This window comes from Streptomyces sp. NPDC015532 (genome assembly GCF_043078065.1).
Classification (GTDB): domain Bacteria; phylum Actinomycetota; class Actinomycetes; order Streptomycetales; family Streptomycetaceae; genus Streptomyces.
Window position 1 is genome coordinate 1014137 of sequence record NZ_JBIBSY010000001.1, and the last position, 18382, is coordinate 1032518.

An 18382-nucleotide genomic window follows, 5' to 3' on the forward strand; every position below is an offset into this window, starting at 1 on the left:
CGGAGAATGACGTAGTGCTCAGGGCCGCTCTCCGCGCTTGACCTGCGGCTTCGGCAGCCGGAGTCGACGCATCTGGAGCGTGCGCATCAGCGCGTAACGGACCGCGCCCTTGGTGTTCTCGTCCGGGAAGCGCGTGTTGAGCTGCTTCCTCAGGCGGATCGCGATGCCGACCGAGTCGACCACGATCATCACGATGACGACCAGCCAGAGCAGCAGCGCCACGTTCTTGAGAACGGGGACCGGCACCACGCTCAGCATGAGGATGATCACGGCCAGCGGCAGGAAGAGCTCGGCGACGCAGAGCCGCGAGTCCACGTAGTCGCGCGCGAAACGGCGCACCTTGCCCTTGTCGCGCACGGGCAGGTAGCGCTCGTCGCCACTGGCCAGGGCCTGGCGCTGCCGCTCCATCGCCGTACGGCGGTCGTCGCGCTGGCGTTTGGCGGCCTCCTTGCGCGTCGTCGGCGTCTGGGCGACGCTGCGGCGCTGGGTCTGGGCCTCACTGCGCTTGGGCGTGGGGCGGCCCTTGGGGGCCTGAGGGTCACGGGTCACTTTGGAGTCGGTCACCGGCGCCTTGTCGGCGGGGGCCTTCTCTTCCTTCGCACGGCTACGGAACACAAAACCCAAGGGTACGGGGTCCGCGAGCATGGACGTCGATCGAGTGGGGAACGATCCGGCAACACCGTGCGTCTGTGGTGGACAGAGGGGACGTCGCTCCGGGGTGCACCCCCGGGTGCCACCTACTCCTTACGCCGGAGCGGTGGCGGGCGCAGTCGTCCTTGGGGATGAGCGCATCCGTCCCCGAACAGTGCGGTAATGGATGCAGGGCCCGTACTGTGGGTCCTGTTGCAGTACCTGGAGCTGGAGTCCGTCAGAAGGGGGCGCGCGAAGCCCATGAGCGGTGTCATGAAGCGTATGGGGATGATCTTCCGCGCGAAGGCGAACAAGGCCCTTGACCGGGCCGAGGACCCGCGCGAGACCCTCGATTACTCCTATCAGAAGCAGCTGGAGCTGCTCCAGAAGGTCCGGCGCGGTGTCGCCGACGTGGCGACCAGCCGCAAGCGTCTCGAACTGCAGCTGAACCAGCTCCAGAACCAGTCCTCCAAGCTGGAGGACCAGGGCCGCAAGGCTCTCGCGCTCGGCCGCGAGGACCTCGCCCGTGAGGCGCTGTCGCGCCGCGCGGCGCTCCAGCAGCAGGTCACCGACCTGGAGACGCAGCACCAGACCCTCCAGGGCGAGGAGGAGAAGCTCACCCTCGCCGCGCAGCGTCTGCAGGCCAAGGTCGACGCCTTCCGTACGAAGAAGGAGACGATCAAGGCGACGTACACGGCGGCCCAGGCACAGACCCGGATCGGTGAGGCCTTCTCCGGCATTTCCGAGGAGATGGGCGACGTGGGGCTCGCCATCCAGCGTGCCGAGGACAAGACCGCGCAGCTCCAGGCGCGCGCCGGCGCGATCGACGAGCTGCTCGCCTCCGGCGCCCTCGACGACCAGTCCGGGCTGGCGAAGGACGACATCCAGAGCGAGCTGGACCGGATCTCGGGTGGTTCGGACGTGGAACTGGAGCTCCAGCGCATGAAGGCCGAGCTGGCCGGCGGTTCCTCGTCGCAGAAGCAGGCGATCGAGGGCGGCAACGGACAGTCCCAGCCGTCGTCGCAGCCGCAGGACACTCCGCGCTTCGACAAGCAGTGACCTGGCGGGCCCAGGCCTGAGGAGGCGACATGATCGTACGGATCATGGGGGAGGGGCAGGTGAGGCTGGACGACGGCCGGCTCACCGCCCTGAACAAGCTGGACAACGAACTGCTCACCGAGATGGAGAGGGGTGACGAGTCCGGCTTCCGCCGTACTCTGGCGGCCCTCCTGGACGCGGTGCGCGCCGCGGGGAGCCCGCTTCCCGACGACTCGCTGGAGCCGTCGGAGCTCATCCTCCCGTCTCCGGACGCCACGCTCGATGAGGTCCGCGAGATGCTGAGCGACGACGGCCTGATCCCCGGCTGACCCCTCCCCGCTCCGCCTCCCGGGCCCGTCGCGGCCACCCGGGGGCGGTACCGGGACGCGTGTGCCCTCCCGGGCGCCGGCCGGGGAGCGGGCCGGGTGTGCAGCCGTGCCGTACCGGCCGGTCTCAAGCCCGGCAGGGCCCCGTACCGTGGACCGGATGAGCACCCTGGAGCGTATGAGGGACTGGCTGCGGGACCACCGCCTCGCCCTGGACGCCGCCCTCGCCGCCGGCGTCCTCGTCTGCATGGTGGCCGGCTCCTTCGTCGACGCGCACGGCGCCGACGGAACGACGTGGAGCGCCCGCACCCCGGACGCCCTCAGCCTCGCCCTGATGGTCCTCGCCGCCGCGGCCCTGGTCTTCCGCCGCCGTGCCCCGATGAAGGTCCTCGCGGCGACCGTCGGTGTCTCTCTGGTGGAGCTGGTGACCGCCGACCCCCGCGCCCCGGTCACCATGTCCGCCGTCGTCGCCCTGTTCACCGTGGCCTCGGCCACCGACCGCCCCACGACCTGGCGCGTCGGCCTGCTCACCATGACCGTCCTCACGGCGGTCGCCATGCTCGCCGGACCGCTGCCCTGGTACGCCCAGGAGAACCTCGGCGTCTTCGCGTGGACCGGCATGGCCGCGGCGGCCGGTGACGCCGTCCGCAGCCGGCGGGCCTTCGTGCACGCGATCAAGGAACGGGCGCTGCGGGCCGAGCGCACCCGGGAGGAGGAGGCGCGCCGCCGTGTCGCCGAGGAGCGGCTGCGGATCGCCCGCGACCTGCACGACGTCGTCGCCCACCACATCGCCCTCGTCAACGTGCAGGCCGGAGTCGCCGCCCACGTCATGGACAAGCGCCCCGACCAGGCCAAGGAGGCCCTCGCCCACGTACGGGAGGCCAGCCGCTCGGCGCTGAACGAACTGCGCGCCACCGTGGGCCTGCTGCGTCAGTCGGGCGACCCCGAGGCCCCGACCGAGCCCGCCCCCGGCCTGGCCCGGCTCGGCGAGCTCGCGGACACCTTCCGCAACGCCGGGCTCCCCGTCGAGGTCGCCCGTTCCGACTCCGGCACCGTGCTGCCCGCGGCCGCCGACCTCGCCGCGTACCGGGTGATCCAGGAGGCCCTGACCAATGTGCGCAAGCACGCGGGCCCGGGAGCGAAGGCCGAGGTCAGCGTGGTCCGCGTCGGGCCGGTGGTGGAGGTGACCGTCCTCGACAACGGCCCGGGCCAGGACCCCGGACCGGATCAGGGGTACGGCCGGGGGCACGAGAACGGCTCGGGACCGGACACCGGACCGCAGGAGGGCGGCGGCCACGGGCTGCTCGGCATGCGTGAACGCGTCACCGCGATCGGCGGGAGCTGCACGGCCGGTCCCCGCTACGGAGGCGGTTTCCGCGTCCATGCGATCCTTCCGGTCAAGAGCCGCACTTCTGCCGTGGGGGACCCCGTATGACGATCCGTGTCGTGCTCGCCGACGACCAGGCGCTGCTGCGCAGCGCCTTTCGCGTCCTGGTCGACTCGGAGCCCGACATGGAGGTCGTGGGGGAGGCGTCCGACGGTGCCGAGGCCGTGGCGGTGACCCGGGACGAGCGCGCCGACGTGGTGCTGATGGACATCAGGATGCCCGGCACCGACGGACTCGCCGCCACCCGGATGATCACCGCCGACCCGGGCCTCGCGCACGTACGGGTCGTGATGCTGACGACCTTCGAGGTCGACGAGTACGTGGTGCAGTCGCTGCGCGCCGGCGCCTCGGGGTTCCTCGGCAAGGGCGCCGAGCCGGAGGAACTCCTCAACGCCATCCGCATCGCCGCGGGCGGCGAGGCGCTGCTGTCCCCGGCGGCGACCAAGGGCCTCATCGCCCGGTTCCTCGCGCAGGGCGACGACGAGGGGACCGGGGCCGCCCGCTCCGAGCGGCTCGGCGCGCTCACCGGGCGCGAGCGCGAGGTGCTCGTCCAGGTCGCCGCGGGCCACTCCAACGACGAGATCGCCGAGCGCCTCGAAGTGAGTCCGCTCACGGTGAAGACGCACGTCAACCGGGCCATGGCCAAACTGGGCGCCCGCGACCGGGCCCAGCTGGTGGTCATCGCGTACGAGTCGGGGCTGGTACGCCCGAGGGTGGACTGAGCGTTACCTGCGCGTACTGCGCCTGGAGTAGGTTCCGGGTAAGGAAATGGACCCAGGGGCTACGGATCGTCGCCCGTTCATGGCCCAAGGTGTGACGTGGGGTGTTCCCCAGTCCCCCGCCTTCCGCTCGAACCACAGAAGAGAGACCCACCACCCATGTCCTGGCTGTCCAGATTCAGCCTCGCGCAGCGGGCCCTCATCGGGCTGATGTCGATCATCGCGCTCGCTTTCGGGGCGATAGCGATCCCCCAGCTCAAGCAGCAGCTGCTGCCCACCATCGAACTGCCCATGGTGTCCGTGCTCGCGCCGTACCAGGGTGCGTCTCCGGATGTGGTCGAGAAGCAGGTCGTCGAGCCCATCGAGGACACCCTCGAAGCCGTCGACGGCATCACCGGTGTCACCTCCACCGCGAGCGAGGGCAACGCCGTGATCATGGCGTCCTTCGACTACGGCAACGACACCAAGCAGCTCGTCGCCGACGTCCAGCAGGCCGTCAACCGGGCTCGCGCCCAGCTCCCTGACGACGTCGACCCGCAGGTCATCGCCGGTTCGACGGACGACATGCCGACCGTCGTCCTCGCCGTCACCTCCGGCAAGGACCAGCAGGCCCTGGCCGACCAGCTCGACCGCACGGTCGTCCCCGCCCTCGACGGGATCGACGGCGTCGGCCGGGTCGCGGTCACCGGTGTGCGTGACCTCCAGGTCACCGTCACGCCCGACGAGAAGAAGCTGGCGAAGGCCGGCCTCACCACGGCCGCCCTCGGTCAGGCCCTCCAGGCCGGCGGGGCGACCGTTCCGGCCGGCTCGTTCGACGAGGACGGCAGCAACCAGACCGTGCGGGTCGGCGGCGGCTTCACCTCGCTGGGGCAGATCCAGGACCTGATGGTCGCGGGCCAGCCCGGCAAGAAGCCGGTGCGCCTCGGCAGCGTCGCCACCGTGAAGCAGGAGCCGGCCAAGGCCGACTCCATCACGCGCACCGACGGCAGCCCGAGCCTCGCCGTGATGGTCACCATGGACCACGACGGCAGTGCCGTCGCCATCTCCGACGCGGTCAAGGACAAGCTCCCCGGCCTGCGCGCCGACCTGGGCGCCGGATCGGCGATCACCGTCGTCAGCGACCAGGGCCCGGCGGTCTCCAAGTCCATCCACGGGCTGACCACCGAGGGCGCCCTCGGCCTGCTGTTCGCGGTCCTGGTCATCCTGCTCTTCCTGGCGTCGGTCCGCTCGACGCTGGTCACCGCGGTGTCCATCCCGCTGTCCGTGGTGCTGGCCCTGGTCGTGCTGTGGACCCGTGACCTGTCGCTCAACATGCTGACGCTCGGCGCGCTCACCATCGCGATCGGCCGGGTCGTCGACGACTCGATCGTCGTCCTGGAGAACATCAAGCGGCACCTCGGGTACGGCGAGGAGCGCGAGGAGGCGATCCTCACCGCGGTCCGCGAGGTGGCCGGAGCGGTCACCTCCTCGACGCTCACCACGGTCGCCGTCTTCCTGCCGATCGGGCTGACCGGCGGCATGGTCGGCGAACTGTTCGGCTCCTTCAGCCTCACGGTCACGGCGGCGCTCCTCGCGTCCCTGCTCGTCTCGCTGACGGTCGTCCCCGTGCTCTCGTACTGGTTCCTGCGCGCGCCCAAGGGCACCCCGGCGGACGCCGCCGAGGCCCGCCGCAAGGCCGAGGAGAAGGAGGAGCGCAGCCGTCTCCAGCGCTTCTACGTCCCGGTCCTGCGCTTCGCCACCCGCCGCAGGCTGACCAGTGTGCTGATCGCGGCCGCGATCCTCGTCGGCACCTTCGGCATGGCGCCCCTGCTGAAGACGAACTTCTTCGACCAGGGCGAGCAGGAAGTCCTCAGCGTCAAGCAGCAGTTGAAGCCGGGCACCAGCCTGGCGACGACCGACGCGCAGGCGAAGAAGGTCGAGAAGGTCCTCGACGGCGTCAAGGGCGTCAAGGACTACCAGGTCACCATCGGCTCCTCCGGCTTCATGGCGGCCTTCGGCGGCGGTACGGACACCAACCAGGCGTCGTACCAGATCATGCTGGAGGACTCCGCGTCCTCGAAGGACGTCCAGGACCGCGTGGAGAGCGAGCTCGGCAAGCTCTCCGGCGCCGGCACCATCACGGTCGCGGCCGGCGACGGGTTCGGCAGCCAGGACCTCAAGGTCGTGGTGAAGGCCGCGGACGGGGACGTGCTGCGCAAGGCGGCCGGTCAGGTCCGCGCGGAGGTCGCGAAGCTCGACGACGTCACCGACGTCACGAGCGACCTGTCGCAGAGCGTGCCGCGGATCTCGGTCAAGGCCAACTCCAAGGCGGCGGCGGCCGGTTTCAACGACGCCACGCTCGGCGCGGCGGTCACCCAGGCCGTACGCGGGACCACCAGCGGCAAGGCGACCCTGGACGACACCGAGCGGGACGTCGTCATCAGGTCCGCCGAGCCGGTCACCACGATCCAGGAGCTGCGCGGGCTGCGGCTCGGCGCGGTCAAGCTCGGCGACATCGCGGACGTGAAGCTGGTCGACGGTCCGGTCGCGATGACCCGGATCGACGGGCAGCGGGCCGCCACGATCACCGCCAGGCCGACCGGTGACAACACCGGCGCGGTCAGCAACGACCTCACGGCGAAGCTCGCGAAGCTGAAGCTGCCCGCCGGCGCCACGGCGTCGATCGGCGGTGTCTCCTCGGACCAGAGCGACGCGTTCAAGAACCTCGGCCTGGCGATGCTCGCGGCGATCGCGATCGTCTTCATGCTGCTGGTGGCGACGTTCCGCTCGCTGGTCCAGCCGTTGATCCTGCTCGTGTCGATCCCGTTCGCGGCGACCGGTGCGATCGGCCTGCTCGTCGTCACGGGCACCCCGATGGGTGTCCCCGCGATGATCGGCATGCTGATGCTCATCGGCATCGTGGTGACGAACGCGATCGTGCTGATCGACCTCGTCAACCAGTACCGGGCGCAGGGCTACGGAGTGGTCGAGGCCGTGATCGAGGGCGGCCGGCACCGGCTCCGCCCGATCCTGATGACGGCGCTGGCGACGATCTTCGCGCTGCTGCCGATGGCGCTGGGCGTGACCGGTGAGGGCGGCTTCATCGCGCAGCCGCTCGCGGTGGTCGTGATCGGCGGACTCATCAGCTCGACGCTGCTGACGCTGCTGCTCGTCCCGACGCTCTACGCGATGATCGAACTGCGCAAGGAGCGCCGGGCGAAGAAGAAGGCGGCGAAGCGGGAGGCGAAGTCCGGCGTCGGCACCGACAGGAGTGCCGTCGGCGACGAGGACAAGTCCCCGGAGCCGGCCGGAGTCTGATCCGGTTCCAGGAAACGGCCCCCGCCCCGGCGTTCACGCGCCGGGGCGGGGGCCCGCCGTTTTCCGGCCGTCGCCGTCGCCGTCGCCGCCGTCGGTTCGACGGCAAGGGGCGCCCCTCGGCCAGGAGGGGCGCCCCTTGTGTGTGACCGCGCCATGGGTGCTCCGCGGCACGTCTACGGCAGCGCCAGCATCCGCTCCAGCGCCAGCTTCGCGAACGCCTCGGTCTCCTTGTCGACCTCGATGCGGTTGACGAGGTTGCCCTCGGCGAGGGACTCCAGGGTCCACACCAGGTGGGGCAGGTCGATGCGGTTCATCGTCGAGCAGAAGCAGACCGTCTTGTCGAGGAAGACGATCTCCTTGCCCTCGGGCGCGAACCGGTTCGCGAGACGCCGTACGAGGTTCAGTTCCGTGCCGATCGCCCACTTGGAGCCGGCCGGGGCGGCCTCCAGGGCCTTGATGATGTACTCGGTGGAGCCGACGTAGTCCGCCGCCGCGACGACCTCGTTCTTGCACTCGGGGTGCACGAGGACGTTGACGCCCGGGATGCGCTCGCGCACGTCGTTCACCGAGTCCACGCTGAAGCGGCCGTGCACCGAGCAGTGGCCGCGCCACAGGATCATCTTGGCGCCGCGCAGCTCCTCCGCGGTCAGCCCGCCGTTCGGCTTGTGCGGGTTGTAGAGCACGCAGTCGTCCAGCGACATGCCCATGTCGCGGACGGCGGTGTTGCGGCCGAGGTGCTGGTCGGGCAGGAACAGCACCTGCGACCCCTGCTCGAAGGCCCACTCCAGGGCGCGCTGGGCGTTGGACGACGTGCAGATCGTGCCGCCGTGCTTGCCGGTGAACGCCTTGATGTCCGCGGACGAGTTCATGTACGAGACGGGAACGACCTGCTCGGCGATGCCGGCCTCGGTCAGGACGTCCCAGCACTCGGCGACCTGCTCGGCGGTGGCCATGTCGGCCATCGAGCAGCCCGCGGCGAGGTCCGGCAGGACGACCTTCTGGGCGTCGCCCGTGAGGATGTCGGCGGACTCCGCCATGAAGTGCACACCGCAGAAGACGATGTACTCGGCCTCCGGACGGGCCGCCGCGTCGCGGGCCAGCTTGAAGGAGTCGCCCGTGACGTCGGCGAACTGGATGACCTCGTCGCGCTGGTAGTGATGGCCGAGCACGAAGACCTTGTCGCCGAGCTTCTCCTTGGCCGCCCGCGCACGCTCGACCAGGTCCGGGTCGGACGGCGAGGGCAGGTCGCCGGGGCACTCCACGCCCCGCTCGCTCTTCGGGTCGGCCTGGCGGCCGAGCAGCAGCAGGGCGAGGGGCGTCGGCTGGACGTCGAGCTCCTGGGGCTGGGCGGTGGTCACGACACGCACCCTTTCTGTTCTGCGGGTAGCCGGGCCCGAAGGGGAGCGGTCCGGCGGTTCGATGCCTTTTCGTCTATTTGACGCTATCTATCATAACCGCTTCACGTCACGTTGACGATGGCCATAACGTCCATGTGACGTGAATCCCGATCGCCTCTCCGGCGGGTGACACCCGGGTGACCGTGGGGTTGTCCACAGGCCGGTGTTCGTGCGCGGGAGCATGTGCGAGCATGAAGAGAGAAGGCACAAGACATGAGCTCGGCCCGGAATGAATCCGCGGCCCCGCCGGTTGCAACCAGCGGCAAGCAGTCTCCGTACAACCCGGGAGAGAAGCAGATGTCCGTATCGGACGAGACCACCACCGTGAGCGACGGCATCATCCTGTCCGACGCCGCCGCTGCCAAGGTCAAGGCCCTGCTCGACCAGGAAGGCCGCGAGGACCTGGCGCTGCGCGTCGCGGTTCAGCCCGGCGGCTGCTCCGGCCTGCGGTACCAGCTCTTCTTCGACGAGCGCTCGCTCGACGGCGATGTCGTCAAGGACTTCGACGGTGTGAAGGTCGTCACCGACCGCATGAGCGCCCCGTACCTGGGCGGCGCCTCGATCGACTTCGTGGACACCATCGAGAAGCAGGGCTTCACGATCGACAACCCGAACGCGACGGGCTCCTGCGCCTGCGGCGACTCCTTCAGCTAGTCCCCGAGCACGAGCCGGTACGGACGAAGGGCGGCGCCCCCTGTGAGGGGGACGCCGCCCTTCGCGTGTCCGGGACCGGCCGGCCGCTACCGGGGCCCGGCCGATGCCGCTCCGGAGGGCTCGGGAATGGCGAAGCGTCCGTGGTGGACCGCCTTGCCGTCGCTCCCCACGACCTCGCGGCCGCCGAGCGGCTCGTCCAGGCGCACCGTCTTCTCGTAGATCTTGGCGATCATGATGCAGACCGTGTTCTTCCAGGGCTTCTCCGTCACGGTGACGGTGACCTTGCCGGAACTCTCGCTCGCCGAGGCCGTGTAGTCGGCGCACACGCCGCCGGTGAAGCTGACCGTCAGGTCCCTGCCGTCGGCCGTGTAGCCCTGGACGCCGACGTCACGGGTCGCCGCCGGCGAGGACGGCTGCCCCGGAACCGCTGTGGGATCCGCGCTCGGGGGCGCCGGCGACTCCGGTGAGGCCAGGAACGCCGGCTCGACCGCCGGATGCGTCACGGTGTACGTGTCCTGCGCGCCCGGCGACCGCACCTCGAACAGCCAGGACGGCACGAGTACCTGCCGCCCGTCCGCTCGCTGCGCCGCCAGTCCGAAGGTGGCCTTCTCGACGGTCACCGCCTCCGCCTGCGGCGCGGGGGAGGGGTGCTCGCACGGCTTCTCGTCCCGGTCCTTCAGCGGTACGGGGCTGGCGCAGCCGCCGATGCCCATACGCCCCTCGCCCGTCGCCGACGCCGACCCGTTCATCAGGTCCAGTGCCTTCTTCGCACCGATGACCGGGTACGCGTCTCCCTCCACCGGTGTCTTCAACTGGCCGCTGCCGCCGACGACATGACCGTCCGGACCGATCTGCAGGCCGGTCGTCCACCCGTACGTGGGCAGTCCTCCCAGGACCGGGTCGGCGTTCACGACCCGCACCTGGGTCATGAGCTGGCTCGCGTCGAGCTTCGCGTCGTCCTGGCCCACCGCCTTCAGCACGGGCGCGGCCGCCTTCTCGGCCGCCGCCTCGCTCACCGGACCCGGCGCGGAGTCGGTCTCGGAGCCGGAGCCCGTGGACTCGCAGACCGTGACCTTGGTGCAGTTGTCGCCCCCCGACAGGGAGGAGCTGAAGGTCCAGGTGCCCGGGGCGTCCGCGGTCACCCGCAGCTGGGGCTCGGTGCCGTCCGTGGCGGTGCCGACCGTCCAGGCGTCCCCGGCCTGCCGGGGTGTGCCCGCCAGGCCCAGGGCCTTCGCGAGCCGGGCCACCTCGGCCCGGGTCACCGTGCCCTCGGCCCACCGCACGTGCGCCGAGCCGGGTCCCGCGGGAAGTGTGCCGCTCGCGCGGTAGGTCGTGCCGTAGGGGTTCGGCTCGCCGGGCGCGATGCCGGCGGTACCGCCCGTGGAGCCGTCGCCGGTGGTCGCCGCGGCGTAGCCGTCGAGGGCCAGGCGCGGGGGAGTGCCGTCGGCCGCGGGGGTGCCGGAACGGCCGCCGCCGGATGTCGTCGCCGCGACGTACGCGCCGCCGCCTCCGACGAGCAGCACGGCGGCCACGACCGAGGCGACGACCACCGGGGTGTGCCGCCGACGAACCCTGCCGGCCCCGTCGCCCGCGACAGGACCCGGGACGGGAGCGGAGACATCCGGGTGCTCGGCAGGGGAGTCCTCGCCGTCCCCGTCCGCGCCGCCCGCTTCGGAGCCCGGCGCGGCGGCCGCGTCGGCACCCGCGGGGGATTCGGCCGAACGCCCGCCGGAAGCTTCGCCGGTCTCCTCACCGGAACCCGCGACGGAACCGGGCGCCCCGGGTGCGGTCCCGCCGGCGGCGCCATCCGCCGTCCCGCCGGCCACGCCCTCGCCGGACCCTTCGGCCCGGTCCCGGGCGGAACCCCCGGTCCCGTCTCCGGCGGAACCCTCGGCCCGGTTCTCGGCCGGGTCTTCGGCGAAGCCTTCGGCCTGGTCTTCGGCCTGTTCTTCGGCGGGAGCCTCGGCCCGGTCCTGGGCGGAGTTTTCGGTCCCGCCTTCGGCGGAACCCTCGGCCCGGTTCTCGGCCGGGTCCTCGGCGAAGCCTTCGGCCTGCTCCTCGGCGGAACCCTCGGTCCCGTCTTCGGCGGAACCGTCGGTGCGGTTCTCGGCCGGGTCTTCGGCGAAGCCTTCGGCCTGGTCTTCGGCCTGTTCTTCGGCGGGAGCCTCGGCCCGGCCCTGGGCGGAGCCTTCGGTCCCGTCTTCGGCGGAACCCTCGGCCCGGTCATCGGCGGAAGCCTCGGCCCGGTCCTCGGCGGGAGCCTCGGTCCGGTTCTGGGTGTGGCCCCCGGCCTGGTGCTTCCCGGGTTCCGTGACGGCTTCCTCGGCGGCGCCCTCCGGGGGACCCGCGACGGCGTCCTCGGCCGCGCCCTCGACGGGACCCTCGGCGTGACCCCCGACGGGGTCGGTCGCGTCGTTGTCGGGTCGCTCGGTGCTCACCGCATCGCTCCTTCGGCTCCACTGCTGTCCCACGACCCGGCCCTGTCGATGACGGGCACTCCAGGGTCGTACGGCGCCTCCCTTTTACGGGGGACAGCGATGGGACGCAGCGGGGGAGCGCACGGTTCCCTGCGGGCGCACCCCGTCTTCACCCGTTCGGCGCCGCCCGGGCCCTCACCCGTTCGGCGGCGCCGCCCGGACGCCGCCGGTCAGTCGCCGTAGTCGGACATCGCGTCCAGCAGCCGCGCCGAGGCGGGCGGAACGGTCACCCCGTGGATGAGGGAGGGGGAGACATGGACCGGAGGGACGGGTGCGGGGGCCGACCAGTGACCGGCCATCCGGGCGCAGTCGCCCCGCAGCGAGGCCAGATCGCCTTCCAGGTCGCCGACCGGGCCGAGCGGAGCGGTGCCATGGACCTTGAGGTTCGTCATACCGGAACCGTATGCACCGTTGCCGTCACGAAGAAAGATCTACTATCGGGTAGTTTTGGCCCTTCAGGGGTCGTGCGCGGACCCGGTAGCGTTAACTGTCAATCCCCTCCCCTCGCAGGAGCGTGTCCTAGCCGTGCGTATCGCAGTCACCGGCTCCATCGCCACCGACCACCTCATGACCTTTCCCGGCCGTTTCGCCGACCAGCTGGTCGCCGACCAGCTGCACACGGTCTCCCTCTCCTTCCTGGTCGACAACCTCGATGTCCGCCGCGGCGGGGTCGGCGCGAACATCGCGTTCGGCATGGGTCAGCTCGGTACCCGTCCGATCCTGGTCGGAGCGGCCGGCTCCGACTTCGACGAGTACCGCGCCTGGCTGGACCGGCACGGCGTCGACACCGCCTCCGTGCGCATCTCCGAGGTGCTGCACACCGCGCGCTTCGTGTGCACCACGGACGCCGACCACAACCAGATCGGCTCCTTCTACACGGGAGCGATGAGCGAGGCCCGCCTCATCGAGCTCAAGGCCGTCGCGGACCGCGTCGGCGGTCTCGACCTCGTCCTGATCGGAGCGGACGACCCCGAGGGGATGCTCCGCCACACGGAGGAGTGCCGCTCGCGCGCGATCCCCTTCGCCGCCGACTTCTCGCAGCAGATCGCGCGCATGAACGGCGACGAGATCCGGGTCCTGCTGGACGGCGCGACGTTCCTCTTCTCGAACGAGTACGAGAAGGGGCTCATCGAGTCCAAGACGGGCTGGAGCGACGCGGAGATCCTCTCCAAGGTCGGCCACCGGGTGACCACCCTCGGCTCGCGCGGTGTCCGCATCGAGCGCGTCGGCCACGACCCGATCGAGGTCGGCTGCCCCGAGGAGGAGCTCAAGGCGGACCCGACGGGCGTCGGTGACGCGTTCCGCGCCGGCTTCCTCTCCGGTCTCGCCTGGGGCGTCGACCTGGAGCGCGCCGCCCAGGTCGGCTGCATGCTCGCCACCCTGGTCATCGAGACGGTCGGCACCCAGGAGTACCAGCTGAGCCGCGCCCACTTCATGGACCGTTTCACCAAGGCGTACGGCGACGACGCCGCCACCGAGGTCCGGGCGCACCTGTCCTAGACCCCGCGCAGCAGACCCGGGTCCGGGCCCGCCTCCGTACGACGGGAGCGGGCCCGGAGCCCTGTCCGGGGGAGGCGGGCCGCTCCCGTCGTACGGAGGCGGGAGTCCCGTTCGCGGAGCGGTTCTACGACAGCCGGCGGACGACGTAGGCCGAGCCGTGATCCGCCGGCTCCTCCCCGACGTACTCCTGGCCCCGCATCTCGCACCACGCGGGGATGTCGAGGCGGGCCGCCTCGTCGTCGGACAGGACCCGGACCGTGCCGCCGACCGGCACGTCCCCGATGACCTTGGCCAGCTCGATGACGGGGATCGGGCAGCGCCTGCCCAGCGCGTCGACCACCAGCGCGTCGACGGACGCGGGGACCTTCGACACCGCCGTCGGCGCCCCCAGCTTCTCGCGGACGCCCGAGACCACGCCCGGGAGCACCGACAGGAAGCGGTCCACGTCCTCCGCCTCGGTGCCGGGCGGCAGCGACACCCGCACATTGCCCTCGCTCAGGACGCCCATGGCCTTCAGGACATGGCTGGGGGTCAGGGTGCTGCTCGTGCAGGACGAGCCGGAGGAGACCGAGAAGCCGGCGCGGTCCAGCTCGTGCAGCAGAGTCTCTCCGTCGACATAGAGACAGGAGAAGGTGACGATCCCCGGGAGCCGGCGGACCGCGTCGCCGACCACCTCGACGTCCGGCACCAGCGCGGGCACCCGCGCCCGGATCCGCTCCGTCAGTTCACGCAGCCGTACCGCCTCGGCCGCCGCCTCCGCGTGGACGGCACGCAGCGAAGCCGCGGCGGCGACGATCGCCGGGATGTTCTCGAAGCCGGCCGCCCGCCCCGACTCCCTCTCGTCCGCGGGCCCTTGGGGCGCGAACCGCACGCCTTTGCGGACGACGAGGAGTCCGACGCCCGAGGGGCCGCCCCATTTATGGGCACTCGCGGTCAACAGGGACCAGTCGCCCTCCACCCGCCCCCAGCCCAGCGACTGCGCCGCGTCCACCAGCAGGGGCACTCCCGACTCCCGGCACATCTGTGCTACCTCCGCCACCGGTTGTTCCGTGCCCACCTCGTGGTTGGCGGACTGGAGGCAGGCCAGCGCGGTGCCCGGACCCAGTGCCCCGGCATAGGAAGAAGGGGACACCCTTCCGGTGCGCTCGACCTGAACGCGGGTCACCGCACCGCCCGCCGCCTCGTGGGCGTCCGCCGAATGGAGTACCGACGAGTGTTCGACGGCTGACACGATCAGGTGGTGTCCGACGCGCCGCCGGCCCGCCAGGGCACCCTCGATCCCCGCGTGCACCGCGCGGGTGCCGGAGGTGGTGAAGGCCAGCTCATCGGGGCGGCAGCCCACCGCCTCGGCCGCCGCCTCGCGTGCCGCGTCGAGGAGCAGCCGGGCCCTCCTGCCCTCACGGTAGAGACGGGCGGGGTCGGCCCACCCCTCGTCGAACGAGGCCTGAAGGGCCTGCCGGGCGACGGGGTGCAGCGGGGCCGCGGACGCGGAGTCGAAGTAGGACACGCCCCCACGCTAGTCCCGCCGACAGGCGCCTCCTCCCGTCGGCGGCCCTCCCAAGGGGGCGTCAGAAGCCATCCGGACCGGGGCATTCCAGGTGTCCTGACATGGCCTTGCAGGCGAAACAGCACTCCTTCGGGGAGTCGGGCGGCGCGTTGGGCACCCTCCCCGCGCGACCCCAAATAGCGTCCAGTAGGGTTTGGTCCGCATAAACATCCAAACCCCTGCCCGACGCAGGGCGGCGACCGACCAGCGAGAAGGCCGCAGCCAACAGCGCGGGCGAGACTCTCGGGAAGGCGCTACGTGAGTCCCAACGGCTCCGACCGCTCGCCGCGGCGCCCGATGCGGCGGAAGCTGCTGCAGGCAATGACTGCGGGCCTGGTCCTGGCGACAGCCACTGGTTGCTCGTACAACTGGGAAGACTTCCCCCGCCTTGGTATGCCCACCCCGGTCACGGAGGAGGCTCCGCGGATCCTCTCCCTCTGGCAGGGCTCGTGGGCGGCCGCGCTCGCCACGGGCGTGCTGGTCTGGGGCCTGATCCTGTGGAGCGTCATCTTCCACCGGCGCAGCCGGACCAAGGTCGAAGTTCCTCCGCAGACCCGGTACAACATGCCCATCGAGGCGCTGTACACGGTGGTCCCGCTCATCATCGTCTCCGTGCTGTTCTACTTCACGGCACGTGACGAGACGAAGCTCCTCAGCCTCAAGCCGAAGCCCGACGTCACGGTCAACGTGGTCGGCTTCCAGTGGAGCTGGGGCTTCAACTACATCGAGGACGTCCCCGGTTCCTCCGGGAACGCCAAGACGGACCCGAACCTGGCCGCGATTCCGGACCGGTTCAAGGACGACTTCCCGGCGAACGCCGGCGGTGTCTACGACGTCGGCACGCCCGCCACGAAGAACCCGCAGACGGGCAACCCCGGTCCGACCCTCTGGCTCCCCAAGGGCAAGACGGTCCGCTTCGTCCTCACTTCGCGCGACGTCATCCACTCCTTCTGGGTGGTGCCGTTCCTCATGAAGCAGGACGTCATCCCGGGCCACACCAACTCCTTCCAGGTGACGCCCAACCGTGAGGGCACCTTCCTGGGCAAGTGCGCCGAGCTGTGCGGCGTCGACCACTCCCGGATGCTCTTCAACGTGAAGGTCGTCTCCCCCGAGCGCTACGAGGCCCACCTCAAGGAGCTCGTGGCGAAGGGACAGACCGGTTACGTCCCGGCCGGCATTGAGCAGACGGGCCACGAGAAGAACCGGGAGACGAACAACCTGTGAGCATCCTCAACGAACCCCAGGGTGCCGCCGAAGACTCGTACGAGAACGAGCTGCCGGTGCGGCGCAAGCAGCCCGGCAGCGTTGTGATCAAGTGGCTCACCACCACTGACCACAAGACGATCGGCACGCTCTATCTGGTCACGTCGTTCGCGTTCTTCCTGGTCGGCGGCGTCATGGCGCTGCTCATGCGTGCCGAGCTGGCGCGTCCCGGACTGCAGATCATGTCGAACGAGCAGTTCAACCAGGCGTTCACGATGCACGGCACGATCATGCTGCTGATGTTCGCGACGCCTCTGTTCGCCGGTTTCACGAACTGGATCATGCCGCTGCAGATCGGCGCGCCCGACGTGGCGTTCCCGCGGCTGAACATGTTCGCCTACTGGCTGTACCTCTTCGGCTCGACGATCGCGGTCGGCGGCTTCCTCACCCCGCAGGGCGCGGCCGACTTCGGCTGGTTCGCCTACAGCCCGCTGTCGGACGCGGTCCGCTCGCCGGGCATCGGCGCCGACATGTGGATCATGGGTCTGGCCTTCTCCGGCTTCGGCACCATCCTCGGCGCGGTCAACTTCATCACCACGATCATCTGCATGCGCGCGCCCGGCATGACGATGTTCCGTATGCCGATCTTCGTGTGGAACGTGCTGCTCACCGCGGTTCTGGTGCTGCTGGCCTTCCCCGTCCTCGCGGCGGCGCTGTTCGCCCTGGAGGCGGACCGAAAATTCGGTGCGCATGTGTTCGACGCGGCAAACGGCGGAGCCTTGCTCTGGCAACACCTCTTCTGGTTCTTCGGCCATCCAGAGGTGTACATCATCGCCCTGCCGTTCTTCGGCATCATCTCCGAAGTCATCCCGGTGTTCTCGCGCAAGCCGATGTTCGGCTACATGGGCCTGATCGGCGCGACCATCGCGATCGCCGGTCTCTCCGTGACCGTGTGGGCGCACCACATGTACGTCACCGGTGGCGTACTGCTCCCGTTCTTCTCCTTCATGACGTTCCTCATCGCCGTACCGACCGGCGTGAAGTTCTTCAACTGGATCGGAACGATGTGGAAGGGCTCGCTGTCCTTCGAGACACCGATGCTCTGGGCCGTCGGCTTCCTCATCACCTTCACCTTCGGTGGTCTGACCGGCGTCATCCTGGCCTCGCCGCCGATGGACTTCCACGTGTCCGACTCCTACTTCGTGGTGGCGCACTTCCACTACGTGGTGTTCGGCACCGTGGTGTTCGCGATGTTCTCCGGCTTCCACTTCTGGTGGCCGAAGATGACCGGCAAGATGCTCGACGAGCGTCTCGGCAAGGTCACCTTCTGGACGCTGTTCGTGGGCTTCCACGGCACGTTCCTGGTGCAGCACTGGCTGGGTGCCGAGGGCATGCCGCGTCGTTACGCGGACTACCTCGCCGCCGACGGCTTCACCGCGCTGAACACGATCTCGACGATCAGCTCGTTCCTGCTCGGCCTGTCGATCCTGCCCTTCCTCTACAACGTGTGGAAGACGGCCAAATACGGCAAGAAGGTCGAGGTCGACGACCCGTGGGGCTACGGCCGTTCGCTGGAGTGGGCGACCTCCTGCCCGCCGCCGCGGCACAACTTCCTCACGCTGCCGCGGATCCGCAGTGAATCCCCGGCCTTCGACCTGCACCACCCGGAGATCGCCGCTCTCGACCAGCTCGAGAACGCCGGTCACGGTTCGTCGGCCCTTCCTGGCGGAAAGGAGGCCGGCAAGTGAAGGTCCAAGGCAAGATGTTCATCTGGCTGGCGCTGTTCATCCTCATCATGGGGGTCGTCTACGGCGTCTGGTCCAAGGAGCCGGCCGGCACCACGGCCCTCTTCATGGGCTTCGGCCTGAGCATCATGATCGGCTACTACCTGGCCTTCACGGCCCGGCGGGTCGACGCGATGGCCCAGGACGACAAGGAGGCCGACGTCGCGGACGAGGCCGGCGAAGTGGGCTTCTTCAGCCCGCACAGCTGGCAGCCGCTCGCGCTCGGCACCGGTGGCGCGCTCGCCTTCCTGGGCGTCGTCTTCGGCTGGTGGCTGCTGTACTTCTCGGCGCCGCTGATCATGCTCGGCCTGTGGGGCTGGGTCTTCGAGTACTACCACGGTGAGAACCGCACCCAGTAGCACCCGCGATACGCACGGGAGCCCGGACACTCCGTCAGGAGGGTCCGGGCTCCCTCGTTTGCCGT

General features: G+C 70.4%; 15 protein-coding genes. 10 read left to right on the forward strand and 5 right to left on the reverse strand.

The window, feature by feature from the left end; all coding sequences use genetic code 11:
- Positions 1–18 precede the first annotated feature (18 nt).
- Complete coding sequence (locus ACF07B_RS04270) at positions 19–645, reverse strand: DUF3043 domain-containing protein (protein WP_392177681.1); 627 nt, start codon at positions 643–645, stop codon at positions 19–21.
- Between the two features lie 246 nt (positions 646–891).
- Between ACF07B_RS04270 and ACF07B_RS04275 the strand changes: the two genes are divergently transcribed.
- From ACF07B_RS04275 to ACF07B_RS04295, 5 genes are all read left to right on the forward strand, one after another.
- Positions 892–1689 (forward strand): PspA/IM30 family protein, encoded by a 798-nt coding sequence (locus ACF07B_RS04275; protein ID WP_362404455.1) that lies wholly within the window; start codon positions 892–894, stop codon positions 1687–1689.
- 29 nt (positions 1690–1718) lie between these two features.
- Entirely contained in the window at positions 1719–1997 is a 279-nt protein-coding gene (locus tag ACF07B_RS04280) for a hypothetical protein (protein WP_369484467.1), read from the forward strand.
- A 157-nt stretch (positions 1998–2154) separates the two neighbouring features.
- Positions 2155–3429 carry a sensor histidine kinase gene (locus ACF07B_RS04285; protein ID WP_392177682.1) on the forward strand — a complete coding sequence of 425 codons (1275 nt, stop codon included), beginning with the start codon at positions 2155–2157 and terminating at the stop codon, positions 3427–3429.
- The gene (locus ACF07B_RS04290) at positions 3426–4103 is read left to right on the forward strand and encodes a response regulator (protein ID WP_392177683.1); all 678 of its coding nucleotides are present in this window, start codon (positions 3426–3428) and stop codon (positions 4101–4103) included. The genes ACF07B_RS04285 and ACF07B_RS04290 overlap by 4 nt, the downstream gene beginning before the upstream one ends.
- A gap of 156 nt (positions 4104–4259) precedes the next feature.
- Positions 4260–7397 carry an efflux RND transporter permease subunit gene (locus ACF07B_RS04295; protein ID WP_384237178.1) on the forward strand — a complete coding sequence of 1046 codons (3138 nt, stop codon included), beginning with the start codon at positions 4260–4262 and terminating at the stop codon, positions 7395–7397.
- A 173-nt stretch (positions 7398–7570) separates the two neighbouring features.
- Here the strand turns inward: ACF07B_RS04295 and nadA are convergent, their stop codons facing one another.
- Positions 7571–8755 carry a quinolinate synthase NadA gene (nadA, locus tag ACF07B_RS04300; protein WP_326788236.1) on the reverse strand — a complete coding sequence of 395 codons (1185 nt, stop codon included), beginning with the start codon at positions 8753–8755 and terminating at the stop codon, positions 7571–7573.
- Positions 8756–9091: 336 nt separating this feature from the next.
- On the opposite strand from nadA, the gene ACF07B_RS04305 reads away from it, so the two are divergent.
- Positions 9092–9448 carry an iron-sulfur cluster assembly accessory protein gene (locus tag ACF07B_RS04305; RefSeq protein WP_010987443.1) on the forward strand — a complete coding sequence of 119 codons (357 nt, stop codon included), beginning with the start codon at positions 9092–9094 and terminating at the stop codon, positions 9446–9448.
- 86 nt (positions 9449–9534) lie between these two features.
- Here ACF07B_RS04305 and ACF07B_RS04310 read toward each other — a convergent pair whose 3' ends face one another.
- Positions 9535–11886 (reverse strand): hypothetical protein, encoded by a 2352-nt coding sequence (locus tag ACF07B_RS04310; protein ID WP_392177684.1) that lies wholly within the window; start codon positions 11884–11886, stop codon positions 9535–9537.
- 209 nt (positions 11887–12095) lie between these two features.
- On the reverse strand, positions 12096–12317 hold the full coding sequence (locus ACF07B_RS04315; RefSeq protein ID WP_392177685.1) for a hypothetical protein: 222 nt from the start codon (positions 12315–12317) through the stop codon (positions 12096–12098).
- A gap of 133 nt (positions 12318–12450) precedes the next feature.
- Here ACF07B_RS04315 and ACF07B_RS04320 point away from each other — a divergent pair, with 133 nt between their 5' ends.
- Positions 12451–13425: a carbohydrate kinase family protein gene (locus ACF07B_RS04320; RefSeq protein WP_369484463.1), complete on the forward strand. Its 975-nt coding sequence runs from the start codon at positions 12451–12453 to the stop codon at positions 13423–13425.
- Positions 13426–13549: 124 nt separating this feature from the next.
- On the opposite strand, the gene ACF07B_RS04325 is transcribed toward ACF07B_RS04320, so the two are convergent.
- The gene (locus ACF07B_RS04325; RefSeq protein ID WP_392177686.1) at positions 13550–14932 is read right to left on the reverse strand and encodes a cysteine desulfurase/sulfurtransferase TusA family protein; all 1383 of its coding nucleotides are present in this window, start codon (positions 14930–14932) and stop codon (positions 13550–13552) included.
- 297 nt (positions 14933–15229) lie between these two features.
- On the opposite strand from ACF07B_RS04325, the gene coxB reads away from it, so the two are divergent.
- Genes coxB through ACF07B_RS04340 form a run of 3 tightly spaced genes read left to right on the forward strand, consistent with a single transcriptional unit; the run spans position 15230 to position 18317 of the window.
- Positions 15230–16195 (forward strand): cytochrome c oxidase subunit II, encoded by a 966-nt coding sequence (coxB, locus tag ACF07B_RS04330; RefSeq protein WP_369484461.1) that lies wholly within the window; start codon positions 15230–15232, stop codon positions 16193–16195.
- On the forward strand, positions 16192–17922 hold the full coding sequence (gene ctaD / locus ACF07B_RS04335; RefSeq protein ID WP_362404368.1) for a cytochrome c oxidase subunit I: 1731 nt from the start codon (positions 16192–16194) through the stop codon (positions 17920–17922). The genes coxB and ctaD overlap by 4 nt, the downstream gene beginning before the upstream one ends.
- Complete coding sequence (locus ACF07B_RS04340) at positions 17919–18317, forward strand: cytochrome c oxidase subunit 4 (RefSeq protein ID WP_362404366.1); 399 nt, start codon at positions 17919–17921, stop codon at positions 18315–18317. Before ctaD ends, ACF07B_RS04340 begins: the two co-directional genes overlap by 4 nt.
- Positions 18318–18382: the final 65 nt, after the last annotated feature.

Bases quoted from the DNA above. Each gene is read 5' to 3' on its own strand.
- ACF07B_RS04305 (WP_010987443.1), top strand. From the start codon at position 9,092: ATGTCCGTATCGGACGAGACCACCACCGTGAGCGACGGCATCATCCTG.
- ACF07B_RS04275 (WP_362404455.1), top strand. From the start codon at position 892: ATGAGCGGTGTCATGAAGCGTATGGGGATGATCTTCCGCGCGAAGGCG.
- ACF07B_RS04315 (WP_392177685.1), bottom strand. From the start codon at position 12,317: ATGACGAACCTCAAGGTCCATGGCACCGCTCCGCTCGGCCCGGTCGGC.
- ACF07B_RS04280 (WP_369484467.1), top strand. From the start codon at position 1,719: ATGATCGTACGGATCATGGGGGAGGGGCAGGTGAGGCTGGACGACGGC.
- ACF07B_RS04295 (WP_384237178.1), top strand. From the start codon at position 4,260: ATGTCCTGGCTGTCCAGATTCAGCCTCGCGCAGCGGGCCCTCATCGGG.
- ACF07B_RS04270 (WP_392177681.1), bottom strand. From the start codon at position 645: ATGCTCGCGGACCCCGTACCCTTGGGTTTTGTGTTCCGTAGCCGTGCG.
- ACF07B_RS04290 (WP_392177683.1), top strand. From the start codon at position 3,426: ATGACGATCCGTGTCGTGCTCGCCGACGACCAGGCGCTGCTGCGCAGC.
- ACF07B_RS04285 (WP_392177682.1), top strand. From the start codon at position 2,155: ATGAGCACCCTGGAGCGTATGAGGGACTGGCTGCGGGACCACCGCCTC.